Annotated in this window: 15 protein-coding genes; 10 read left to right on the plus strand and 5 right to left on the minus strand. The window is 34.0% G+C overall.

Annotated features, from left to right (window positions below):
- Positions 1-37 precede the first annotated feature (37 nt).
- Positions 38-316 (plus strand): hypothetical protein, encoded by a 279-nt coding sequence (locus ACL9RH_RS04985; RefSeq protein WP_422692241.1) that lies wholly within the window; start codon positions 38-40, stop codon positions 314-316.
- Positions 285-866 carry a hypothetical protein gene (locus ACL9RH_RS04990; protein ID WP_422692242.1) on the plus strand — a complete coding sequence of 194 codons (582 nt, stop codon included), beginning with the start codon at positions 285-287 and terminating at the stop codon, positions 864-866. Before ACL9RH_RS04985 ends, ACL9RH_RS04990 begins: the two co-directional genes overlap by 32 nt.
- Before the next feature lie 575 nt (positions 867-1,441).
- Here the strand turns inward: ACL9RH_RS04990 and ACL9RH_RS04995 are convergent.
- From ACL9RH_RS04995 to ACL9RH_RS05010, 4 genes are all read right to left on the minus strand, one after another.
- The gene (locus ACL9RH_RS04995; protein WP_422692243.1) at positions 1,442-2,776 is read right to left on the minus strand and encodes an SWIM zinc finger family protein; all 1,335 of its coding nucleotides are present in this window, start codon (positions 2,774-2,776) and stop codon (positions 1,442-1,444) included.
- On the minus strand, positions 2,777-5,764 hold the full coding sequence (locus ACL9RH_RS05000; protein ID WP_422692244.1) for a DUF6493 family protein: 2,988 nt from the start codon (positions 5,762-5,764) through the stop codon (positions 2,777-2,779).
- 124 nt (positions 5,765-5,888) lie between these two features.
- A complete protein-coding gene (locus ACL9RH_RS05005) occupies positions 5,889-6,260 on the minus strand; it encodes a tyrosine-type recombinase/integrase (RefSeq protein ID WP_422692245.1) in 372 nt (123 codons plus the stop codon).
- A gap of 214 nt (positions 6,261-6,474) precedes the next feature.
- Positions 6,475-6,684, minus strand: a complete 210-nt coding sequence (locus ACL9RH_RS05010; RefSeq protein ID WP_422692653.1) for a phage integrase SAM-like domain-containing protein — start codon at positions 6,682-6,684, stop codon at positions 6,475-6,477.
- Positions 6,685-7,516: 832 nt separating this feature from the next.
- Between ACL9RH_RS05010 and ACL9RH_RS05015 the strand changes: the two genes are divergently transcribed.
- From ACL9RH_RS05015 to ACL9RH_RS05040, 6 genes are all read left to right on the plus strand, one after another.
- On the plus strand, positions 7,517-9,058 hold the full coding sequence (locus tag ACL9RH_RS05015; protein WP_422692246.1) for a T9SS type A sorting domain-containing protein: 1,542 nt from the start codon (positions 7,517-7,519) through the stop codon (positions 9,056-9,058).
- 3 nt (positions 9,059-9,061) lie between these two features.
- Positions 9,062-12,640, plus strand: a complete 3,579-nt coding sequence (locus tag ACL9RH_RS05020) for a DUF5977 domain-containing protein (protein WP_422692247.1) — start codon at positions 9,062-9,064, stop codon at positions 12,638-12,640.
- Positions 12,641-12,650: 10 nt separating this feature from the next.
- Positions 12,651-16,196, plus strand: coding sequence for a DUF6443 domain-containing protein (locus ACL9RH_RS05025; protein ID WP_422692248.1), 3,546 nt, complete (start codon positions 12,651-12,653; stop codon positions 16,194-16,196).
- Entirely contained in the window at positions 16,168-16,659 is a 492-nt protein-coding gene (locus ACL9RH_RS05030) for a hypothetical protein (RefSeq protein WP_422692249.1), read from the plus strand. The genes ACL9RH_RS05025 and ACL9RH_RS05030 overlap by 29 nt, the downstream gene beginning before the upstream one ends.
- A 1,193-nt stretch (positions 16,660-17,852) precedes the next feature.
- On the plus strand, positions 17,853-19,376 hold the full coding sequence (locus ACL9RH_RS05035; RefSeq protein ID WP_422692250.1) for a serine hydrolase: 1,524 nt from the start codon (positions 17,853-17,855) through the stop codon (positions 19,374-19,376).
- A 74-nt stretch (positions 19,377-19,450) separates the two neighbouring features.
- Positions 19,451-20,284, plus strand: coding sequence for a polysaccharide lyase (locus tag ACL9RH_RS05040; RefSeq protein WP_422692251.1), 834 nt, complete (start codon positions 19,451-19,453; stop codon positions 20,282-20,284).
- A 644-nt stretch (positions 20,285-20,928) separates the two neighbouring features.
- Here ACL9RH_RS05040 and ACL9RH_RS05045 read toward each other — a convergent pair.
- Positions 20,929-21,336, minus strand: a complete 408-nt coding sequence (locus ACL9RH_RS05045; RefSeq protein ID WP_422692252.1) for a helix-turn-helix domain-containing protein — start codon at positions 21,334-21,336, stop codon at positions 20,929-20,931.
- A 489-nt stretch (positions 21,337-21,825) separates the two neighbouring features.
- On the opposite strand from ACL9RH_RS05045, the gene ACL9RH_RS05050 reads away from it, so the two are divergent.
- The gene (locus ACL9RH_RS05050; RefSeq protein ID WP_422692253.1) at positions 21,826-22,482 is read left to right on the plus strand and encodes a MarR family winged helix-turn-helix transcriptional regulator; all 657 of its coding nucleotides are present in this window, start codon (positions 21,826-21,828) and stop codon (positions 22,480-22,482) included.
- Positions 22,483-22,524: 42 nt separating this feature from the next.
- Positions 22,525-24,015: a phytoene desaturase family protein gene (locus tag ACL9RH_RS05055; RefSeq protein ID WP_422692254.1), complete on the plus strand. Its 1,491-nt coding sequence runs from the start codon at positions 22,525-22,527 to the stop codon at positions 24,013-24,015.
- Position 24,016: the final 1 nt, after the last annotated feature.

A 24,016-nucleotide genomic window follows, 5' to 3' on the forward strand; every position in this document is an offset into this window, starting at 1 on the left:
TTTTTCAAATGACACAATTAATTCAGGTATAAGATTTGTGTTAGACGAGAACGGGAGATTAAAAAAAGGAGGCTCATCCTTTTTTGATATTGTATCAGTAACCGATCATGAATATAATCACTATAAAGAGTATTTAGATCTTAAGTCATCATTAAATAATGGAGCAAATGTTAATGATCTTGTAAATAGCTCAGATCCACAAGCAAAAGAACGATCTTCAATAGAGTTTCAAAGGTCAAAACCATATTATAAAAATACATCTATAACTCAACAAAATGCGGATAATGAATATTATCAACAAAATGGTGGTAATTAGTACTATATTATTATTAGGTTGTAATTCAAATAATAATAATTATAAGAAATGTTTACCAGTCGATGAAAAAAATGAAAAACCCCTCGTAAAAAAAATAATATTGACTCTAAGCGAAAGCAACAACGTTAAATATATTGATGTAGAGTTCAGACTTAAACCAGTCCTTACTAAAGAAAAAGAAATGTATTTTTATTTTCAAAAGGGTAATGACAATTATTTTATTAATTATCCTATTGAAGATAGCGCTATATCAACAGCTAATAAAAGGTTATATATTTATAATACTGAGAAGCTCTTTGAAGAAAGAAAAAAAGAGAAAAAAATTCATTCAAGTGATAAATCATACTATTATATTGAAGATAAAGATCTAAGGGAGATTATATGCAATATAGTAAAAGAATCAAAAATTGTTTCTCAGGATTTTAAAGGGAATGAGCTTTCTTCTTATACATTTAATCAAAATAGTGAAGTATTAATCGTGAAAAAGAATATTAATGATGTTATTATTGGTAAGTATATGCTTTTGTATCCTAAATATAAAGCTCGTTGAGAGATTCATCACAAACCAAGAGAGTTTTTTTAAGTGATATTTTAATAATTTACTTAAGCCTCTAAATTGATATTGTTCAACATGATTTTTTGTTTTAAAAGTTACTAGTGTAGAAGTTGTTATTCTTCTAAGTAAGTTCCTTAAGGGTAAATAGTAATAGTCAGCAGTATTAATAAACCTTCCAATTATTTCTTCCAAGAGAAAAATTGAAATCAATATTTTTCGGAGAATAAATAAATTATGATGTTACTAAGTACAGATAGTGCATTTCTTACAGGGGCAGAATGTGATTACTCACATTCGAAGTCGATTTTTGGATGAAAATAAAGTATTATTAATACAAACTGACTGGCTTTTGTATGAAATAAGGATTCGCCGTTGAATTTGTCGACCATCGCCTTTGGATTGAGAAAGTACAACTAGTTCTGCATTTGGAAATATTGCTTTTGGGTCGCCTGGGAATTGCTGAAGTATATCAAGGGTTTTCCGTCCTAAAAATGAGGTTACTTTTTGTCCTATGGAAGGCTGTAGGCGTCAATAGCAGTGTTAACTAATTCCAGTACCCTGCACCGACTCTAAGCAACCAATATTTTCACGGCCAGAATATGCTTGCACAACCCGCGTTTGTCCTGATGATTGGTAAACCAGTCGCAGGTACACTTTGATAGTTCGTTTTGGATAATCACCGTATGCTTTACATTTGTGCCTTCAACCCTTGCTTCAATATTTCCGGGCTCTTTTCGTATGAAGACCACCGCATTCTCATCAATTAGCTTTTGTGCATTCTTTAAGCGCGGATTGAGCGTTAGAATACGTTCTGTTTTGAAAGGAAGGCGACGGTAATAATGCTGACGATCGTGAAGGTCATAGCCCAACAATCCCATGGAAGAGAGTGAAGATGTTAGGTTATCCATTGTATCAAATGGAATATCGTGCTCTATAGAAAGCATTGTTAGGTCTAATTGCTCATTAGATTTCAGCAGACTGTCCATGGCTCGTACCCATTTTTCGGGTATTTCAAGAGCCATGCTTTCCAGCACATTGCCTTCTCCTGAAAAGCCTCTGTAATTATCCGGCGATAAGGCCAGAGTGAACCTCATTTTCCCCAAATCTGCAACTATTGCCACACTTTCCCCACCCTTTGACTGGTAAATGGACATGTTTTGAAAATAGGTGGCAATGCCATCCAGCAGTCGCAAACGAGCAACGCCTCCAAAACGGATGGCATCTTTGCTCTCAACCGGCGACCATATGTGTTTATTGGCACGTTGGGTCAAATAAAATGCTCCTTTCGTAGTGCCTTTAGGAATACTTTGGAACAATTGAATGATCTGGATCTTGTTAAGTGTGAATTTTTCCTCCATATCAGCAAGGTATAGCTGTACGCTCGTGAGCCCCTTGATCCATCGTTCAGGAAGCGTTACCTTTTTTTCGGTTACGGTTCCTTTTCCGGTACTTATGGACAAATTTTTATTGCCCACACCCAATATCATTTTTTCTTCTTTTTTAACAGCGTTCAGGGCATTCAGCATCGGCTCATTGAAATCCACATTGGTTGTGCCGCTGGCAATGAATTCGCCGTCTATAGCATCTTTCAGCAAATCCAAGCGTGCATAAACACCGTTACAAGAGGAAAACCCTTCGAACCTTAGCTGGCCCGTCCCTGCGGAAACAATCGGGTCGCGTAACCGTGCCGGTATAGGAGTAAACGATGAGCGTACTACTTTTGATAAGACAAGCAAGCACCTCGACGTCAAAAAAGGCTCCGTTAGGGTTCCCCAGAAAAAGCAGGGAATGTCGTTATCCTCCTGAATTTCCGACTGATGGGACAGTACCAACTGATTGATGCCGCCTGTGTTTGTCAATGAGGATTGTCCCAGGTATTCAATATCTAAATCGGTTAAATCCATTTATTTCTTTATCTTATTGATAATCGGTTGCATTATTTTCAGGCTTTGCAGTTCATTTAAAGCTACTTCTACTGATGGACCTATCGGCCTGTTCAATTTGTGCTTCAGGTCGTAATATAACTCCAGTATCTTTTTGAGGTTGCCCGGCATATTGTCCGAAAGCTTGATTTCAGGCAGTATGTATTCCAACAATTTAAACAATGCATCGTTGTGCTTGTATGAAATATCTCTTGCAGATTCTAGTATCCCAAGCATCCTGTTAGCCGGGGCATAATGCCTGTTGACAAGTATGCCAAGCTTTGAGCCCATATCATCTATCGGCAGGCGGTTTTCCTCTATGCTTCGTATCAATACTTCACCGGCTATAGCCCTCGCATTTTTATTCTTATTGAAGATCGAGGTTGCCAGGTAGATAACCGAACCTGGGTCGAGCGTGTAAAAACTATTTAGCATATGACTAAGCAGAACAGGGGTCGACCTGTAATCAAATTCCTCATCTTTATTAAAGATCGAAGCGAGAAATAATGCCAAAGCTTCTGTGTTCTGGGGCATCAGGCTGTACATAAACGTTATATCGGAACCATCGATGTACCACGCTCCCTTTTCCTCCCTCATATAAATATCTTTGCCGTAAATAAAAGTATAAGGCATATCAATGCGTTTTGGGAAGGGAATATCAAGAACATCGGCTACGTATTTCGTTTTTTCGCGATCGCTTAATGTAACATTATATGCCCCCCAGTACTTCTCTTTTGTCTGAAGCCCAGGCCTGTAAGGTTCTATCATAAATGGAACATCACCAAATGATGCCGAGAACTCATTGAAAACAGCATTTTGCTGATGTGTCCTTGCCACCAATGCCCACAAACCTGCCCAATCATGATCTTTTACAATCAATACCTTATCGGTATTTCCTAAAGCGTAATTCAATAGCTCTCTGATATCATCATCTTGTATTTCAGACAGTTTTTTCGTGGCCTCCTGTGTATTTTCTCTTGGCATTCTGCTGAGTGCAATGGCAAGATCTGTAAGGTCAATTTTTTGGGTGGCCTTTTCGTAAGCTATTATCCTTTCGGCTAATACCGAGGGATCTACCCAAAAAGGTAGGTGTGTTGGCGTACTGAGAAAAGGTAGGGATACTTTATCGCAAATCCTCTGCTGTGCCAGGATAACCAGATCTGAACACATGTGGATATTGTATGTGGCCTTGTCATTATAGCGTTCGTATCTATAGACCATATCCTCTTTTTTAAGGAAAGGGATAAATTCTTGGGAAAAATTACGGTGCCATGATTCCGGCCTGTATTTATCCAGCTGTTTTATGTAAGGTTCTGATTGTTTCTTGTAATCCGGTGGGAAAAGATCTCTTTTGCATACCCAGCTTTGCAGTAAAATTTCCAGGTCAATAGTGTTATCTGACTTAACAGTTTTTCCCATATGAAAAAGGATGTCGTTCCATGTTTCGGGATAGGTAATTTTTTCGCTTAGTTTTTTAACTCTTATAGGATTGAAGGTATATTCTTCGTTATCATCCGCAGTAATATTTGATTCTTCGTCTGATGTATCCTGAACCATCAATGCTTTCAGGTCGTTGGCAACTTTTCCCAGCATTTGCGAAGCATAAATCGCCAATTTCTCGCGAACCTCTGCCTCTTTTCCATGTTTCAGCAAAAAGGCTGCTGCTCTTTCCTGGAGCTGAAGATCAGGAATTATAAACACATCGGCTACAAGGCTGCATATTTTGTCTTTCAGTTCTGTTTTCTTTGTGATTACAACATCCAGCTGAATAAGCAATGCTTTAACGCCTCCTTTCATTTCGGCACGCATAAAAACAGGTTCTGCCCAGTTGAGGAATTCATCAAGGTCAAAATCCTGTTCTGCAAAATACGGTTTCAGGGAATCTATCACAAAGTTGACGATGGAGCTTTGTTCCGAATGCAGTAGTGGCAGGAACAGCGCTTGGTGCTTTATTACCATATCTTTTTCCAGCTTGGACCTTAACAGGACTTTCCTTAAGTAAGCTTTTAGGTGATTGTGCCAGTTCTTTGTCTGTACCCCGAGCACACGGGTAAGCAGGAGTTCTTTATCTAATTTTCCTTCTTCGAGCAAACGCCAAAAAGCAACATCCCAAAAAACGGAAAGATCTTTAGGCCAGGCAGCGGCGGAATCACTCCCTTTGTAGATCCAGGTAGTATGGAGACTGGTTTCGTATTCAAATAGCAAAGGAAGATCACGCTCATAGGCTACTTCATCAGTACAGATATAATTCAGCCCATCCGAATAGATGCTGAGATATAATGCGAACAATTCGGGATTATGTTTCACATGTCCCCATTCTTCAAGCTTTCTCAAGTGGTTATAATGAAAGAATATACTCCTGCCATTTCTCTGCCATTGCCTAAAATGCTGTAAAAGATATTCTTCTATCCATGCTGGTTTTGCCCAATCCAATGCTTTTTTTACTTCATCAAGCTTGTGATAGGAGCGTAAAGCATCCGCCAGCTTTTCCCAGTTGCGGGTATCCGAAAGTTCGAAAACAGCAAATGCAACACATGAGGCTACTTCATTTTCGTCGGTACCCAGCCAACCTGAGTATGTCTTTATTTCTTTTTTAAGCAAATCCTTATGCTGTTTTGCATATTTTTCAAGAAAAGGTATAATGCTGTCATAATTAGTTTTGCTGATGAGCTCTTTCAATTCTCTGGAGATGTTTTCTTTCACTTCTTTAGCAGAAACTTTTGAAGCAGTTGAGACTTTGGCTGTTGGCGTTTCCTTTGCCGCCCCGTTTTCCGAATATCCTTTTTTTATTTTTTCATTTACCAATTTCCCTGCATCGGCAAGACAGGCTTCATCAGTATCAAAAGTTTTGGTTTTGGCCTGTCCGGAAGCACCGCTTCTCCCAAAAGTTACCGTATGTGAATTCCCTGTTACTTCTATCTGCCAGAATTTGTTAGATGTATCATCAGTATATTGTAAGTGTTTGTACATATATAGTTATTAATTGGCGACTAAATATAGATAAAAAAAAATGATAACTTTGATTCACTTAAAATCTAAAAGTCCTCAATTTGGCTCAGATGCAGGATAAAATTAGATAGCAAGTTTCATTCTATTAGGCAAAGATTGGATCTTGAATATATTTCTCTTTACCAATAGCCTCTTGCTCAGTAATTGCATATTCTTCTGTCTGCTTCACAGAGTAATGACCTAACATGTCCTTGACAACATGAATAGGGACACCATTATTGAGTGTCACAGTACTTGCAAAAGTTCTACGGGCCTTATGTGTATTAAGATTTGTCGAAATCTCACATATATCAGCAATCTCCTTTAAGTATGCATTCATCTTTTGATTAGACCGAACAGGTAAAACACTTTTTCTTTGTGTACAGATCGGATCGTTTTTATATTTTGCCATAATTTCAACAGCTTTAGAGAGTAGGGGAATATCAGTTTGAGATTTTGATTTCTGACGGCTACTCATAATCCATAGGCCGTCATCGTTACCATCCTTGATATCTTTCCATTTAAGTTGGTAAACATTGATGTATGTAACATTGAAAAATAAATATATCTCTTAGAATATCTAGTCTCTCGGAATCAAAAATAAAGTCCTCAAGCCTCTTAAGTTCCAATCGTGTTAAGGGCTGCTTTCTTACTTTCGTTTTTTTTTTCCTATAAAAAGTTTGAAAGGATCTTTAGTAATGATTACTTATGTATTTAATAGCCGTATTATTTGAACAATTTCGAACTGTTCTCAGATACATATAATAATTCTTTGCGAATTCATAATTTAACGCAGTAAATTCAATATCATTACGCTCAAACTTATACTTTATAAAATCTTGGACATGGGATCTTGCTGTGACATAACGGGTATGAGTTCCTTTGGAATATTCTTTCTTCATAACCAGAACCCTGATTTCTTCATTTATACCAGTGGAGAATACGGGATTCGAACTTTTTCGTTCTTCTGTGTATTTATCAGGTTTTTTAGTGGTTGTGGCTTTATTTGCCACGATTTTGCCACACTTTATAAAAAACCTTCATGTAAACGTCTTCAAAGCGCAATTGCGGAAAGGGAGGAATTTGAAGCTTTTAGCGATAAGTAATTGATTTTATGATGTTTGAATGGGTTTGTTTTTTTTATTGTCATGAATTAGCCACAATCTATCGCGCTACTTGAGGTTCGATCCTCTATCTTTCCAGACTACTTTATAATCTGCAAAAGTCTTTAACTATAATCGAAAGAACACTTTAGTCTAATATACAAATATACCAAAATATACTATTGAAGTATTTTTTGAATTTAGAACTTTAGAACAAATGTTTTTTGTGAAAGGTATTAATTCTGTCAAGTGAACTGGACAGGACTCTATCGAAATCATTTATTAGAAGATATAGACAATATTTTGAAGGTGTTAAATGGTATTTAGGTTATACTTCAATGTGAGAAACTTAAACAAAAATATATGATCATATATTTTTCTCATAAAATATCTATCGAAATTGATTTGGTACACAAAATATATATTTTTACCTTAATTATATGCCAAAATGTGTTTATAATACGAAAGGTTTTGCATTTCATAGAGATATCTTTACTTTAAATCAATTTAGAAAAGGAAAAGGTGATAATACATTAAATCTCATTCATAAATCTTATCAATGTGATATAAAATATGTAGATTTGCCATACTTTAAAAATTAATAACAATAACTCAAATCTAGACGCTAAGTATGAAGAAATTCTACCTAGGGGCATTATCACTATGCTCTGTCTTGAGCGTATCTGCTCAAGAAGTGATTTGGCAGAAAGATATCAAATCCTCTACACAGGATTTTCTTTCACAAGTCACTACAACTGTCGACCAGCAGTACCTGGTTTCAGGAAGCTCGATTCAATCGAAGAAACTTTCTACAGAAAACAAACAAAATAACGGCTACGATTTTCATCTGGTTAAGTTGAACCAGCAAGGAGAACAAGTCTGGGAAAAGTATTTTTCAGGAAATAACCATGATTTTTTATCGGCAACAGTCAATACCCAAGAAGGAGGGTTTCTTTTAGCAGGTTCTTCTTATAGTGGGAAGGGACAGGATAAAAAAGAAGAATCTAAAGGCGGATCTGATATCTGGCTGATCAGAATCAATGAATCCGGTGATGAAATGTGGCAGAAAACTATTGGCGGAACTTCTGATGAAGAAGCAAGATCCGTTATCCAGACTACAGATTTAGGATTTTTTGTAGCAGGTAATATTGAAAACTCTTCAAATAGTTATAGTTCTAAAGATGTTTTGGTTGTAAGACTGGATAAAAACGGGAAAGAATTATCACAACTTATTTTAGGAGGAAAAGGACTTGATGAAGTTGAAAAAATGATTCCAACAAAAGATGGTGGAGCTTTATTAGGAGCTTATTCCAGAAGCAATGCAGGAGGATCAAAGAAAACGGAAAACTTCGGAGAAGGAGATTATTGGATCATTAAACTTTCAAAAGATGGAAAAGTTGAATGGGAAAAGAATTTCGGAGGAAAAGGTGACGATCATTTGAGAACTCTTTCTTTAACATCAACAGGATATTTAATTGGTGGAGAATCAAGGTCTGAGAGATCGGGAAATAAAACTGTCGGAATTGAAGAAGGAACAGATTTATGGCTACTTTCTTTAAATGAAAGAGGTGAAGAAATCTGGCAGAAATCTTATAATTTTAAAAACAGAGATGTTTTAATGGGAATGAGCGTTTTGCATTCCTCAGATGAAAAGTCTTCAAAAGGAATTTTACTTGGAGGTTATACTCAGGCGGAAGGTAGAATTGAAAATGATGATGAGACTTTCTGGATGCTGTACTTGGATTACAACGGTAATGAGCAGTGGAGAAAGTATGTAAAAGGAGAATCCAGAAAAAGAGAGGAAAGATTGTCTGATATTAAATTAAACAGAGATGGTTCAATTATTTTGGCAGGAACGAGCGCAGAGGAATTAGGTGAAGAGAATTGGAAGATTGTCAAACTTGGAGACAAGCAAATCGATCAATTAATCGAAAAACAAGATATTAAAATTTATCCGAATCCAGTATCTGATTATGCGTATGTCGAAATAGGATTTGATTTCAAAGAAGCTGATATTATATTGTATGATATGGGAGGAAGACAATTACAAAGCTTGAAAACTAAGAATAAGGTGACCAAGATCAATACTCAGAATTTGATTCAGGGAGCTTATTTGATTGTCATAAAAACAGACATGAATAAAACCGCAAATGCAAAAATTATTAAAAAGTAAATTATGAAATTTTTTTTTCTATTTTGTCTCATTTCAGTATCATTAGTAAAAGGACAGTTTAATGGTGAGGAAGGCTTTTATAGTCCTGAATTTTCTAAAAGTCCAAACTCAAGTGAATTTAAAGTATATGGAGGAACTAATTTAAATCTTTCACTAGGTAAACCTGATATTAATATCAGCTTGCTTTCCTTAAAAATTGATCATATAAACAAGCTTGATGTAAATATTAATTATGATGTTGCTCTGAATAAGCCAGATACTTACCCTTCATGGACGGGGTTAGCATGGAATTTAGGTGTTTCAGGAACTGTTACAAGAAATTTAAGCGGCATGGCAGATGAGTCTGATCCAGAAGCTTATTATTATAAATATGGCCTTTTGAATTCAGGTGATTGGAATTCGTTAGATAAGCTAAAATCCTTTTCGTCTCGTTTTGAATATGAAAATAATGAAAAAGCATTAAATCCTGATACTTTTAGTTTTTCTGTGAATGGAATATCAGGTACTTTTATTAAAAATCATGAAGGAAAATGGATTGTAAATTCGGATACACCTAACTTGTCTGTTACCAATACGTTAAAAAATAATGAGTTCGATATGGGTTCTTTCATATATTCCTTTATCATTACGGATGGTCTCGGAAACAAGTATACTTTTGGAAATCAATATTCAGCAATTGAGGTGTATAGAAGTAGAAAAAAGAATCAGAATCCAAAACTCGCTGCGGAAACTTATAAATATGTTAAAAATTGGCATTTAACTAAAATCGAGTATTCAAATGGAAAAGATGTTAATTTCAGCTATAATAAATCTGCGGAACCTATTTATTTTAGAAGTTCATATTCGGGGTACAAACAATTTACATATGGCGGTTATAATATTAGTGGCTGCGTAAAGGATCTTGATAAACACAACTGTTTTAACCTTTCAAGTTTTGAAGAAGGGCAGTTTAGTTATTTGGATAAAATTAATTTTGAAAATGTTGAGATAAAATTTAATAGATCTTTGGCAAATAGCCTTGAATTTACCAATGAAAATGTATACCTAATTGATGGAAATGAAATTAAAGCTCCAGATAGTTATTATAATTCTAAACATTGGTATAAACTTGATAATATTTCCTATAGCGTCAACAATAAAAATGTAGAAACGATCCGTTTTGAGTACGATGAAAACCCTGCAAGACGATTAAAATTAAAGAAAATAAAAATTGGTGAAGCAGAAAACAATAAATACGAATTCCAATATAATAATAACTTATTTCCAAAATTTAATAGTGGAAGTACCGATCATTGGGGGTATTTCAATGATAAGACATTTAATTTTTATGCAGTTAATTCTACGGATATTAATGCTATTGCGGCAGCGTACCGACAAGCAAAAGAACCGAATTTCAAGTTAAATGAAATTTTAGAAAAAATCTCTTATCCTACGGGAGGAAGTACTCGTTTTTATTATGAACCTCATGATTATACTAAAGCAACCAGTTATAACAATGATTTTTTCATCAGTGAGGTGAATCCGAGAAGATTAACAAGTGGTTTCAGGGTGAGTCAGATGGTAGATTATAGTTTTGCAAGTGTGCCTTCCCAAAGAAAGTTCTATTACTATAAAGATTTACTTGCCAGTAACTTAAATTCCAGTGGTGTCCTGTCAAATACGACAGATTACAATCATAATCAGTATGTTTATAGAGAAATTTCACCAGTAGGTTGGCCATTAAATTACACAAATGGGTCACATATTGTATATTCAAAAGTTTATGAAGAAAAAAGTAATGGTGGACTAACTGAATATGCATTCAGCAATCAAGATAATGGCTTTATTGATCAAAAAGCTGATAACACAGTAATGTCTACTGCGCAAATGCAAAGAATCACACAAGGAACCAATAATTATGTATGGATTGGCCCATATACTGAATATTTTGAAAATAATGGTACTAGAATAAACTCTTTCAGTTCTCTCCAAAAAGAAAGGATGAAGATATTATTTAAAAAAGAATATACGAACACTAAGATATTATTATCTGAAACAACATATAATTATAACAGTACGTCCACAAGATTTTCGCAATATGCGAGAATAGTCGAAATTAGTGGACGTCCTTTTGGCCCTGTCCCAATGGGGTGGAATGCACAAGGCCACGCTCTAGATAACACGTGTGATGTCATTAATGCTTCGGCCTATAGACTTTATTTTTACAATCATTATTTAGACTCAGAAACCAGAAAAGATTATTTCGATAACGGAAATGTTTCCACTACTACAAAGTATTTTTATGATAGCTCTAATGATGGTACTCTAAGAAAAGAAGAAACGACATATCCAGACAATAAAGTAACGTCTAAAACCTATCAATATGCGAATGATGCTGCTATAAACAATCAGTATTTGATGAGTAAAAATATGGTAGGAATTCCATTGGTTACAGAAACAACAAAAGTAGATAATCCTGCCAATAAAATTCTTACCAGGTGGGAAACTGTTTATCCTGTTTCTCAATCAGATGCGAATATAAATACCGGTGGTATGCCTCTGCCCAAATCGGTAATATCGCATAATCTTAAAGATTTGAATAGTCCTTCTCCTATTCCAACAACACAAATTACCTATGACTTATATGATCCTAAAGGTAATATTCTACAATATACCAGTAAAGATGGTAAACCAAACACAATTATTTGGGGGTATAACCAAACTTTACCTATTGCTAAAATAGAAGGAGGCTCCTATAGTACCATCATGTCTGCTTTAGGAGTAAACAGCTCATCTTCAGGATATACAAATCTGCCGATTTATATAAAATCCAATGCAGATATTGATATCCCTTCTGAGCAATTATTAATTGAAGCGCTGGATAATTTTAGAAAAAATCCTGCCTTGGCAAGCTACAACATCACCACGTATACTTATAATCCATTAATCGGGGTGACTAGCATAACTCCTCCAACTGGAATAAGAGAAAACTACAGTTATGATTTGGCCAATCGGTTAGAGAAAGTTGTGGATAATAATGGAAAATTAATCAAAGAATATAAGTACAATAATGCTCCAACAACATATTATAACGCTATAAAAAGTCAGCCATTTACAAAAAATAATTGTGCTACTGGTATGATATCAAATTCGATAACCTACACAGTTCCTGAAGGTACACATTTGTCAACGATCAGTCAGGAAGACGCTGATCAAAAAGCTTTAGATGATATTAATTTAAATGGGCAGAATTATGCCAACTCAAACTTAACATGCTTCTATCCATCTTGTAACTTTAATGCTCTGGCATCCAGTCAGTATATTATGATACAATATGCACCTTTCCAAAAAGTAAATAACGTTGTTAATGCTCAATTAAACTTTATGGTTACTTCAAGCCAAGGTGTAAACTGGTCTGATACCGTACAATTAGGAAACATTCCTGGTTTATGTTGGCCAATCACCACAGTTACCAAATCTTCTGGGAATTGGCAAGTTACTCTTTATCCAGGATCTGGGCAGACGGTAATAAGATGGCTAGGCAGTGGCAATCCTTCTACAGGTGTTCCGTATAGCATAAGTTTTAGTTATGATGTATATTAAAAACGAATCCATGAAAAAAATAATAATTCCTATAGGTGCTTTACTCTTTTCAAGTACCACATATGCACAGCTAAGCACAGTCGAAAACTATGTCTATAGCAAAACTTATCTTGATTATAATGGCAATACTCCAACAAAAAGTACAGAAACCGTTCAATATTATGATGGACTAGGCCGGCCGAAACAGACCGTCAATATCAAAACATCTCCTTTAGAAAAAGATGTCGTAACACCTATTGTATATGATGTATATGGAAAAAAGACGAGAGAATATCTACCTGTACCACAAGTATCGGCAAATAACGGAGCAATTTACCCTCAAACTTCAGGAGACTTTCCAGTAGGTGATCCTACGTCAGCGTATACGAATGAAAGAGCTTTTTCAGAGAAAATATTAGAAAGATCTCCTTTAGACAGAGTTTCACAGCAAAAGCAGGTTGGAATTGCTTGGAATAACAAACCTATCCAGTTCGGTTATGACACCAATACCACTGGGGATGCCGTTAAAAAATATACCACCATTACCACTTGGGAGAACGACGCAACTATAAGTGCTGTTAGTCAATCTACAAATTATGGAAATTCACAATTGTATAAAAATACAGTAACTGATGAGGATGGTAATGTCACAATAGAATTCAAAAACGGTGAAGGAAAGATCATATTGGTTAGAAAAGTAATCAGTGCTACAGAAAATGCAGATACTTATTATGTGTATAATGAATTTAATCAGCTTGCCTTTGTCATTTCACCAAAAGCGGCTGTTGTTTTAGATCCCAATTCCGTGCTTAGTGATCTTTGTTATCAATACCGTTATGACAAATGGAATAGACTGGTTGAAAAGAGAATTCCTGGTAAAGGGTGGGAATATATGGTTTATGATAAGCAGGACAGATTGGTGATGAGTCAGGACACTAATATGGGAGTATCCAAACAATGGCTTTTTACAAAATATGATCAATTTGGAAGAATTGCCTATACAGGAATCTATATAAGCTCACAAATTTCTGGGAGCGAAGGAAGAAAAGTAGAGCAGGCTAGTGTTGATTCAAAAGGAAGCAACAATGTAGGACGATTATCGATGATAGGATTTACAAATAGTGGTATGGACGTTTATTATAGCAATGATGCGAATACCAGTTATCCAACTTCTTTTAGTAAGTTACTGATGGTTAATTATTATGACTCCTATCCTGTAGGAACTCCTACTGTTCCTCTCGTGGTTTTAGGTCAGGAAATTTTACCTCAAGATAGTCAAAACTCATCTGTTAGTACCAAAAGTCTTCCTGTTGCTGCTTACATTAAAAATATTGAGGATGATAACTGGACAAAAAATTATACATGGTATGATAAAAAAGGAAGATTAATCGGATCTCATTCTATCAATCATTTAGGAGGACGTACAAAAGTTGATTCTAAATTAGATTTTGTGGGAATGGTTCAGCAAACAGTAACAACTCACAAAAGGTTGGATACTGATACAGACAGAGTAATCATAGAAAACTTTACTTATGATCCTCAAAATAGATTATTGACTCATACCCATCAAGTTGACAATAATCCTGTCGAGTATCTGACTCAAAATACTTACAATGAGCTTTCTCAGGTTACCAATAAAAAAGTTGGGGGGATTGCAGCCTCTGTACCTTTGCAAGAAATTGCCTATAATTATAATATCCGAGGTTGGATGACCAAGATTAATGATCCAGCCAATCTTAACGGAAAGCTGTTCGGATATGAGATGAGATACAATAATCCTGTGTCTTCAAATATAGCTCAGGGTAGATTTAACGGAAATATTACAGAGGTTGACTGGGCAAATTCACAAGATGGTATTTTGAAAAGATACAATTATGAATACGACAATTTGAACAGATTAAAAAATGCATTCTACAAAGAGCCAACAACTGGGGTTAGTAATTTTTTTGATGAGTATTTGACATATGATTTGAATGGTAATATCATGACTCTGAAAAGGTTTGCTCCCCTTGCTTTTTCACCAACATCCACAAAGATTGATGATCTCGAATATAAATATACAGGAAATCGTCTGTATCAAGTTATTGAAAATGAACCGAATCATACTGGGTACGAAGGTGGAAATAACCTTATTGATTATGATCTGAATGGAAGTATGACTAATATGAAGGATAAAGGAATTCAAAATATTTCGTATAATTATATGAACCTTCCTGATGATTTTGCTATTAGCCAAACAGATCCATTTGGTACAGCTGTAAACTTTCGTTTAAGCTATCTATATCGTGCTGATGGAACAAAACTTCGAAAAACCAATATATCAGGCGGAGGAAGAGGTCAATCAACTTCCTATGCCTATACTGATTATCTGGATGGTTTTCAGTATAGTTTTTCAGAAGTTGTACAGCCGTGCCCTTGGTGTAGAACGAGCGTAGCCTATGAGCAGGAAGCATTTAAAGATCCGATTCTTCTTGATCCTCCTCCTTTTGGCTTAGGTTGGCTATTGGATTTTGTACCAACAACAGAAGGTTTTTACAGCTTTACAGAAAATCGTTATATTTACCAGTATAAAGATCATTTGGGAAATGCAAGGATAAGCTATGCTAAAAATAGTCAGGGTAATCTTGAAATTACAGATAGCAACAACTATTACGCTTTTGGAGCAAACCATATTGGAGGAACTAAATCCAAGTTAGGAGGATATAAAGGCTACAAATATAATGGAAAGGAATTGCAGGAGACTGGGATGTATGATTATGGGGCAAGATTCTATATGGCTGATTTGGGCAGATGGGGAGTGATCGATCCATTGTCAGATAAGATGAGAAGACATTCTCCCTATAATTATGCATTTGATAACCCAATCAGATTTATAGATCCTGATGGGCAGGCTCCAACTGATGATTACAAACTTAATAGAAATGGTAAATTTGAACTTATAAAAAGCAGGCCAGAGGATAAATTTGATAGGCTATATAATTGGAATAAATCAAAAGTCATAAAGCTAAGTAAAGAATTTATGAAAAATACTCGTCAAGATTTAGTAAAGGATGATTATTTTAAAACATATAAGCCAGATGAAACTGTAATAACATTCGAAAATTCATCTGTTTCAACCAAGCAGATTAAAAATTATTTTTATTTTTTAGCTGCCAATACTGAAAAGGAGTGGGGATTCAATCATTTAGAGAAAAGCGGATGGCTTTCAGAGGGTTCAGTGACTATAATTAATAGTAATCACTTAGATGGTAAGGTTAAATTAAGTCCAATTTTTAAATATTTAGAGGCGGGATACGATTTGATAGGGTCTGGTCATTCACATCAAATGATGATTTATGATCATCCTGAGAATAACCATTTATTGAAAGGACGTTATGATGCTATCAGTTTTCCTTCCGGGTTTAATCACGATGGAAGTGTTGATTATAAAGCTATAGATGGAGATAGAATAACCCAAGAAAATTTACTGGAAAATTACGGTAGCCAGATCAAAGCTAATCCATGGATATACATATCAAATCCAGATAACAGACCACATTTTATATATTATGATACAACATCTTTTAGAAGAAAGTAAAGTACTTTTGGTCTTTCTCGTTTTGTTTTCTTGTAAAGAAAAGAAAGAGGAAAATATTGCGGAATATTCCTATCCAAGTATAATAATTAATAATATCCTTAAAAAAGAGATTTTATCTTACAAAGAGGATTTAAGGAGAATGCAGGCAGAAGAGTCAAATAGTATATGCCTTTTTTTTTCAAAAAGGAATGATAGTACTTTTATTGAAATAGGGGATTACAAACCTAATTTTAAAATGATACATATGAAAGGTGTTGAAATTTCAAAAAAGGATACCATATATTTACTTGTTGAGAATGAGCATCTAGATGTTAATAACTTTTATAAGAATAAATCCACTGAAAAAGTAAAAATTATATATAAATTCAAACCGAGTTTTGATCACTATGATCCTCATTATAGATGTCTTTACAGCAATAATAACAATATTAGTGTACTTTCTTACAATAATAAATGTAGGTAAAATTTATGTTTAGACATTAATGAAATAATTCACAAACGGGTAACTTAAAAATTACCCGTTATTTTTATACGACAAGATGAAAATATGGGTATTTTATTTGATTTTCAAATAGATGTGATTGTTTAAAGGTAAATTAAAAAAGAGTATAAATTTATGAATTGACTTGTTAGCTTTATTAGGACATAATTTTTATATTACTTGTCTCTAATAGTAAATCAGAAAACATTAAAAAACCACTGCAACTAGCAGTGGTTTTTTAATTTAAGTTATTAAAACTTAAAGCCAAATAAAGACATTTAATTCGATATTTTAAATGATAGTGAGTTGATTTACTAATTTGTGTTTTTAAGTTACAAATGAAAAGCTCGATTAATTTCAAAGCTGTTAAATCCCATTCAGAAGTCCACAACTTCAGAAGAAAAACCTTTGATTATATTCAAAAAGATTTGACGGAGAAAAATGAATATTGGTCAAGGGACAAGATTTCAAAAATGTTTCATAAGTATTCAAACAGATAAGCGTCTAAAACATTTTCTTTGAATCTACGATTTAAGCGCTCAATATATACGTTTTAAGAAGGCTTTCCAGGTTGTATGTTCTGCAGCTTGCAGAAATCCACAAATACTTTGGAGAGGAATTCTGGACCGTTATCGGTTCTTATACACTTGGGCTAAGGTCTATATGTGATTAATTATTTTAACTTTTGTAATAACCTGACTCCTGCAATTAAATAGATAGATTTCTTAGTGGATACAACTTTCTAACTTCTACCAGTATATATTAATCGTAAATTTTTAGGTTTTAAAGCGTATTGATAATTTTCTTATTGCTTTCCTAAGTAATGTATTCTTTTTAGAAAAATAATAAATTAATTAAAGAAAGTATTCTGCAATTAATTTATTTTTCTCATATTGGTGAAAAATAAATTTAAGGAATATTATTTCGAATATTAGTAATGTCTTTCATTGAAGCTGATTTTACCAATTAATACTTTCGAGTATAGCAGATAATTGAAATTTTGAGTATAAATGATTGAATTTCTAGTCAAAATTTAATTCTGATATATGATTTTATTATACATACATGTTATGGATAAAGTGTTGTATAATATATTTTTATTGACTTTGGATTGTCATGGGATCAAGCTAAAGATCATAACTTAAATATCCTTGAATACCTGTAACCCACATTATATGAAAGTACTAATAACTTATTTTCTTAAAGCATTTTTCATTGGAATTTGTGTGATTTTGATTAATATTATCTTAATCTCTTGTGACTTTAAAGTAACTCATAAACCAAGTAGCTTTAAAGAAGATAGAAAGGCTGTGGTAACAAGTTTTGTAGATGGAATTAAAAATACTTACCATATACCTGGAATAGCGTTCACTATAGTACATCAAGATTCTATATTTTCAAATGCGGTTGGGATAAAAAACGATAATGGGGAATCTATTGTGCCAACTACTGCAATTTCTACAGGAAGCTTATCCGAACCATTATTAGCATATGCGATTCTTAAATTGTCTGAAAGTGGAAAGATTGATCTTGATGATAAGGTAGTTAAATATTTACCTTATTTTAAGATGCGAGGAGAAAGTTATAAACTAATTAGTATCAGGAATCTTCTTACTCACTCTTCAGGTATTGATCATTATTCACTTTTCTATGATAATCCGTCTTTTTCTTTTGATGCACTGGAAACCACTACTAGAAGTATTGAAAATCAGACCCCAAAATGGGAGATTCCTAAGTTACAAGTTTTAAGATCTGCCTACAACTATGATATATTAGCTGATCTGATTAGTAAAGTTGCTGGAATTCCTTTTGAGGAATATGTTCGAAAGTCTATTTTTATGCCGATTCAAATGGAAAATGCAAGTTTCTCTAGACCTTCAGGTTCTGCTGAGCCCTTTCAGACAGTTGATTTTTTAGATTATTCTTTTAAAAAACAAAAACTCTATCCCTATAATAGAGAGAATGGAGGAAGTAGGGGAGGCCATGCCTCAGCAGTTGATATGGGAAAATGGATGTTTCATGTTCTGAATGAGAAGAATTCTGTTTTTTTCAATAAAGAATTAAAAACAGGATACCAAACAGCTGTTGGTTTTGGTTGGGATATCTATACAGATGAATCTGGAGTTGATATTTTTTCTAAAGACAGTGAATTTGGTGGATTTACTTCACAGATGATAATGATTCCTTCTTTAAAAATAGGTGTTGTTGTGCTTTCTAATATATACAATGCTTTCAATTCTTCAAAAATTACAAGCTTAATTGTGAGCTGGCTAGTTAATGGAACGGCCCTAAGTATTAAGACACCAGTGCATTTAAAGATGGGACTTTTAATCAAAAAAACTGGGAATACGAAGGAAGCTATAGACCTTTATCAAAAAATTAAAAAAGAAAAATCTAGCAAATATGATCTTTCTCTAACCTCATTACTACAGCTGGGAATGAACCTTGCGCATAGAGAAAACAAACCAAATGCCGCAATTGAGATTATGAAATTCAGTACAAATGAATATCCAAATTCTTGTAAAGCCGCCCTTGAACTAGCAGAATGCTATCTTATAAAGAGAGATTTGCCAATGTGTAAATCACAAATCAAACATGCTGGTTTGTTGAAAGAAGATACTATTGGCCGTTCAGCAATGATAGAATATCTAAATGAAAAAATGGAGATTATTGAAGAAAAAAAAGTTGTAATAAACTAATATGTGAGTAACCAATTTAAAAATTATAATTTATGAAAACAAAAAGAAAATTAAAAAAGTTGCAAATGTTAATTTTGGCATTCTTTTCATTCATGTTGATTGGGTGTGATAAAGAAGGAGAGTTATCATTAAACCAGGATGAATTTGTTGTAGACAATGATATGATTCTTAAGCCTATGGCCATTGCTTCCAAGGTTGTCAATTTTAATAGGGCGGATGGCATATATACTAAAGCTCAGGCTGAATCTGATTTTGGGGGAAGTATTTTGAATAATTGGCAAAATATAGATATTTATAGTAACCAGGCACGTGTTCGTATTCCAGCCAATACACTTTCCAGTGGTAACATTGTAAATATTGATGTAGCTGACGGAACTGAATATGAATTGTCATTTAAAGTAAGATTTGGCCCAAACTTCGATTGGAGCAGAGGGGGGAAAGTAGGTTTTGGGTTTCATATTGGTAATGGATATACTGGTTGTAATAAAGCAGATAATGGTTTGGGAGGAACGGCAAGGCTTATGTGGTATAATGAGACTGGTACCAAGACAAATTTTGTCACAACGGGCACTTATTTTAGGCCTTATGTTTATTATCGGGATATGCCTCAAACATGTGGAGACAGTTTTGGAAAGCAGAGCCAGCAACTAAGTAAGAATACATGGTATACTGTTAAAATCAGAGTAAAAAGTAATAGTGGTTCAGATACAAATGGTCTTGTTTTGTACGAGGTTGACGGTGTTAATCTTTTGAGCCAATCTATACGTTGGACTACCGATGATAACTATAGAAAAATACGTTACATTACTTTCCATACATTTAGAGGGGGAAGTCAGGAATATTGGCAGTCTACGACCGATGGTTTTATTTATTATGATGACTTAAGTTTTACACGAATCTCAAGTTAGTATAAATTGGAATGGTAATTTAATCTGTGTTTGGAAACTGATGAGTAGTTTTTTAGAAAACTATTTTATTATTGATTTATATCAAAATAGATATATGCTAAATCTAAACCTCCCTAATAATAAACATTTTTTCTAAATCGATGGGCAAATAAGGTTTACTTTTTTTAACTATTAATAAATAACTAAATCAATTTTGAGACAATGGCAGGTTTCTGATTTTTGAAAAAGCTGATTTCCTCTTCAGTGTTCTTAAATCCGTATTTTAAAACATATTCTTTTACTTCAGGAATACATTATATGATAATGGGTATAACGTTTTCAATCTCCAATTCCTTAATTTTCGTTTCAAGTTTATTTAGCGTTTCATTGTAAAATTTATTCATTCAGTTATTGATGTTTCGATAGCCTAAAGAAAAAGCCTAAATATAACATATTTAGGCTTCATCCAGTTTATGTTATGGAAATAAAAGACAAGCATTTCAAATGCTAAACAAAGCATTTTTAGGCTGTTCTTTTGGTGCTGTTTGCTTTATTCGGCATTGTAAAAGCATAGATTCCCATTCACGGTTGTATATCTAATTGAATGAAGCCCGAAACTCCAAAGGTATTTGATTAGTACTATTTTTAAATAATTTGCTGAAAGATTAAGAATATTGAAAGCCGAGTTCAAAAGCAATTTCGCTAACGGTAATATTTGTTGTAGTGAGAATGTATTTTGCCTTTTCAATTATTTTGTCTTGTATATGCTGTTGAGTACTTTGCCCCGTAAGATTTCTTAACATATCGCTTAAATAGTTGGCGGAAAGATTTAATTCACTTGAAAAAAGATGAATAGATGGAATGCCCTTTTGCTGTAAATCTCCCCTATTTATATAGTCGGTTAATAATCGTTCAAATTTAATCAGTAATTCATTATTTGCAGCTTTTCTTGTAATAAAATGACGAATGTAAAATCGGTTGCAATAGTTTAAAAGCAATTCAATTTGAGAAATCAAAATATCCTGGCTGTAAACATCAATACCCGAAATGTATTCTTTACGAATAATCTCCATTACTGCTAATGAAGTAAAAATTGTAGGTTTTGTTTTTCAGCCTTTCATCATGATAGTTTTTGATATGAAAAGTAATTTGGCTGTCAATTCAATGGGGTTTTGTTAAATCTATATCGTGAGAAATTAGTTCAGATATGGTATAGGAATGATATGTATGTTGAAAGCAGAGATTAATAAAGTTGGTACCTTTTGTTGTTTTTGGAAAACTCAATTCAAATTATTTTTTGATACATCGTGTAAGTAAATCATATTTTTGAATGGAAAAATAGTTTATTAATATACTATATATGTGTAATATATACTTTATACACCTGCCTTTTTAAAGGCGGTTTTTTTTATTGAAAATTTATATAATATTGATTATTAGTTGTTTTTCTATTTCAACAAGTGGCTTTAATATTTAGTCATAATCCAGTAAGAATAAGAATAAAAAAATAAAAGTATATTTATAAACTTAAATAAGTATATTTGTATACTAATTTATTTGATATGAATTTTGATCTTATAAAAGCCGTTGTTGAACTTGTTCAGCAATTCATGGAACAGAATGAAGAGAAAGTTCAATATAGTAACGATCTTCAGGGATTTACAGAATGGATCAACGCTTCTTCGAAATCTTATTCTGAGCAGCAGCATCCGGATTGGGTAGGGAAGGAATTAGGAAGAAGTTCTGATAGTGTCATCAACACCTTATTGATAAGAATGGGAAGGTATGCAAAAACATACTCCCGTTCAATTGGTAATTCAGTTTTTTCAAGCCAAGATGACTTTATTTATCTGATAAGCCTGAAAACCATGGGAGCTATGACAAAAATGGAGCTTATAAGGCATAATGTTAGTGAGAAATCTTCCGGGATGCTTATTATTAACCGCTTAATTCTTAATGGCTGGGCTGAACAGACTGCCTCTCATAAAGATAGGAGGGTTCAACATATTCAGATAACTGAAAAAGGACTTTCTGTCCTGGATGAGCACATGGATGAGATCCGGAAAGCTTCAAAGGTGGTAGTGGGAAATCTGAACCATTCTGAACAAATGCTTCTTATTGCTATACTTTCTAAATTGGATGAATTCCATGATTCTTTTTACCGTATGAATATCGAAGCGACAGACTTGCTGAGTACTGTCTACAATAGACTGAGCTGATAACATATTAAGAGAGTCTGTAAAACTATTAAATAAACAACAATGAATACTGGAAACTTAAGAAAGAAAATTGCGGTGATAGGTTCCGGATTTTCCGGAATTTCAGCCGCAGCTTATGCAGCAAAATCAGGTAATGAAGTACATGTATTTGAAAAACATCATCAGCCAGGGGGGCGTGCAAGACAATTTAAAACAGATGGAGGATATGTGTTTGATATGGGGCCCAGCTGGTATTGGATGCCAGATATTATAGAGGGGTTTTTCAGTGATTTTGGCTATAAAGCATCCGATTTTTTTAATCTTGTTTCTTTGGACCCTCAGTTTGAAATGGTTTTTTCAGAAGAAAAAATTGCAGTTCCCAGGAAAAATGAAGACATCCGCAATCTCTTTGAAAAAATAGAAACAGGAGCCGCTATGCAATACGATCAATTTATGCAGTCTGCCCAATTTAAATATGAGGTTGGGATGAAAGAATTTGTCACAAAACCTTGTTATAACTGGCTGGAATTTGCTTCTCTAAAAATAGCAGGTAGTGCTCTGAAACTTGATCTTTTAAGTAATTTCAGGAACTATGTTTCTGGATATTTTACTAATCCGAAACTAAGATCCCTTATGGAATTTCCGGTTATATTTCTTGGGGCATCCCCTCAGCAAATTCCTGCACTTTACAGCCTTATGAATTACGGAGGGTATGTTCTGGGAACAAAATACCCAATGGGAGGTTTTTATCAGCTTGTTCTCGCGATGAAGGAAGTGGCGGAAAGACAAGGGGTAACCTTTCATTTTAATCACGAAGTACAGAGAATCAATACAGAAAACGGAAGGGTATCTTCCATAACAATAAATGATGAAATGTATGAATTTGATGCAGTCATTGCTTCCTCAGATTACCATCATACAGAAACATTGCTTCCCAAGTTACAGAGAAATTACAATGAGGCATATTGGAAAACCAGAACCTTTGCTCCTTCCTGTCTTATCTACTATCTTGGAATCAGAGGTGAAATTCCTCATTTAAAACACCATACCTTGTTCTTTGAAAATGAACTGGATAATCATATAGACTGTATATATATAAATAAGAAATGGCCTTCCAAACCGCTTTTTTATGCCTGTTGCCCATCTAAAACAGATCCGGAGGTAGCGCCTGAAGGTTGTGAAAATCTCTTTTTACTGTTACCCCTTGCTCCTGGAATACATGATGAAGAATCTATCAGAGAAAAATACCTGTTGGAGATGCTTGAAAGAATTGAAAAACATACCGGTGATGCTGATCTTATTTCCAGAATAGAATATAAAAGAAGCTATTGTGTAAGTGATTTTATTTCTGATTATAATGCTTACGAAGGTAATGCCTATGGACTGTCCAATACTTTATCACAAACAGCTGTCTTGAAACCCAAAATAAGAAACAGAAAGATCAGAAATCTTTTTTATACAGGACAGTTAACTGTTCCCGGCCCAGGAGTTCCACCATCAGTAATTTCCGGAAAAATTGTAGCGACTGAAGTCAGTAAACTAAAAATAAAATAAT

The sequence above is a fragment of the Chryseobacterium sp. Mn2064 genome (assembly GCF_049319685.1).
Lineage (GTDB): Bacteria > Bacteroidota > Bacteroidia > Flavobacteriales > Weeksellaceae > Chryseobacterium.

What these genes read in the sequence shown, in the direction of transcription:
- ACL9RH_RS05050 (WP_422692253.1), top strand. Translation starts at nt 21,826, where the DNA reads ATGAATTTTGATCTTATAAAAGCCGTTGTTGAACTTGTTCAGCAATTC.
- ACL9RH_RS05045 (WP_422692252.1), bottom strand. Translation starts at nt 21,336, where the DNA reads ATGGAGATTATTCGTAAAGAATACATTTCGGGTATTGATGTTTACAGC.
- ACL9RH_RS04990 (WP_422692242.1), top strand. Translation starts at nt 285, where the DNA reads ATGAATATTATCAACAAAATGGTGGTAATTAGTACTATATTATTATTA.
- ACL9RH_RS05025 (WP_422692248.1), top strand. Translation starts at nt 12,651, where the DNA reads ATGAAAAAAATAATAATTCCTATAGGTGCTTTACTCTTTTCAAGTACC.
- ACL9RH_RS05000 (WP_422692244.1), bottom strand. Translation starts at nt 5,764, where the DNA reads ATGTACAAACACTTACAATATACTGATGATACATCTAACAAATTCTGG.
- ACL9RH_RS05020 (WP_422692247.1), top strand. Translation starts at nt 9,062, where the DNA reads ATGAAATTTTTTTTTCTATTTTGTCTCATTTCAGTATCATTAGTAAAA.
- ACL9RH_RS05035 (WP_422692250.1), top strand. Translation starts at nt 17,853, where the DNA reads ATGAAAGTACTAATAACTTATTTTCTTAAAGCATTTTTCATTGGAATT.
- ACL9RH_RS05030 (WP_422692249.1), top strand. Translation starts at nt 16,168, where the DNA reads ATGATACAACATCTTTTAGAAGAAAGTAAAGTACTTTTGGTCTTTCTC.
- ACL9RH_RS05055 (WP_422692254.1), top strand. Translation starts at nt 22,525, where the DNA reads ATGAATACTGGAAACTTAAGAAAGAAAATTGCGGTGATAGGTTCCGGA.
- ACL9RH_RS05010 (WP_422692653.1), bottom strand. Translation starts at nt 6,684, where the DNA reads ATGAAGAAAGAATATTCCAAAGGAACTCATACCCGTTATGTCACAGCA.
- ACL9RH_RS05015 (WP_422692246.1), top strand. Translation starts at nt 7,517, where the DNA reads ATGAAGAAATTCTACCTAGGGGCATTATCACTATGCTCTGTCTTGAGC.
- ACL9RH_RS05005 (WP_422692245.1), bottom strand. Translation starts at nt 6,260, where the DNA reads ATGAGTAGCCGTCAGAAATCAAAATCTCAAACTGATATTCCCCTACTC.
- ACL9RH_RS04995 (WP_422692243.1), bottom strand. Translation starts at nt 2,776, where the DNA reads ATGGATTTAACCGATTTAGATATTGAATACCTGGGACAATCCTCATTG.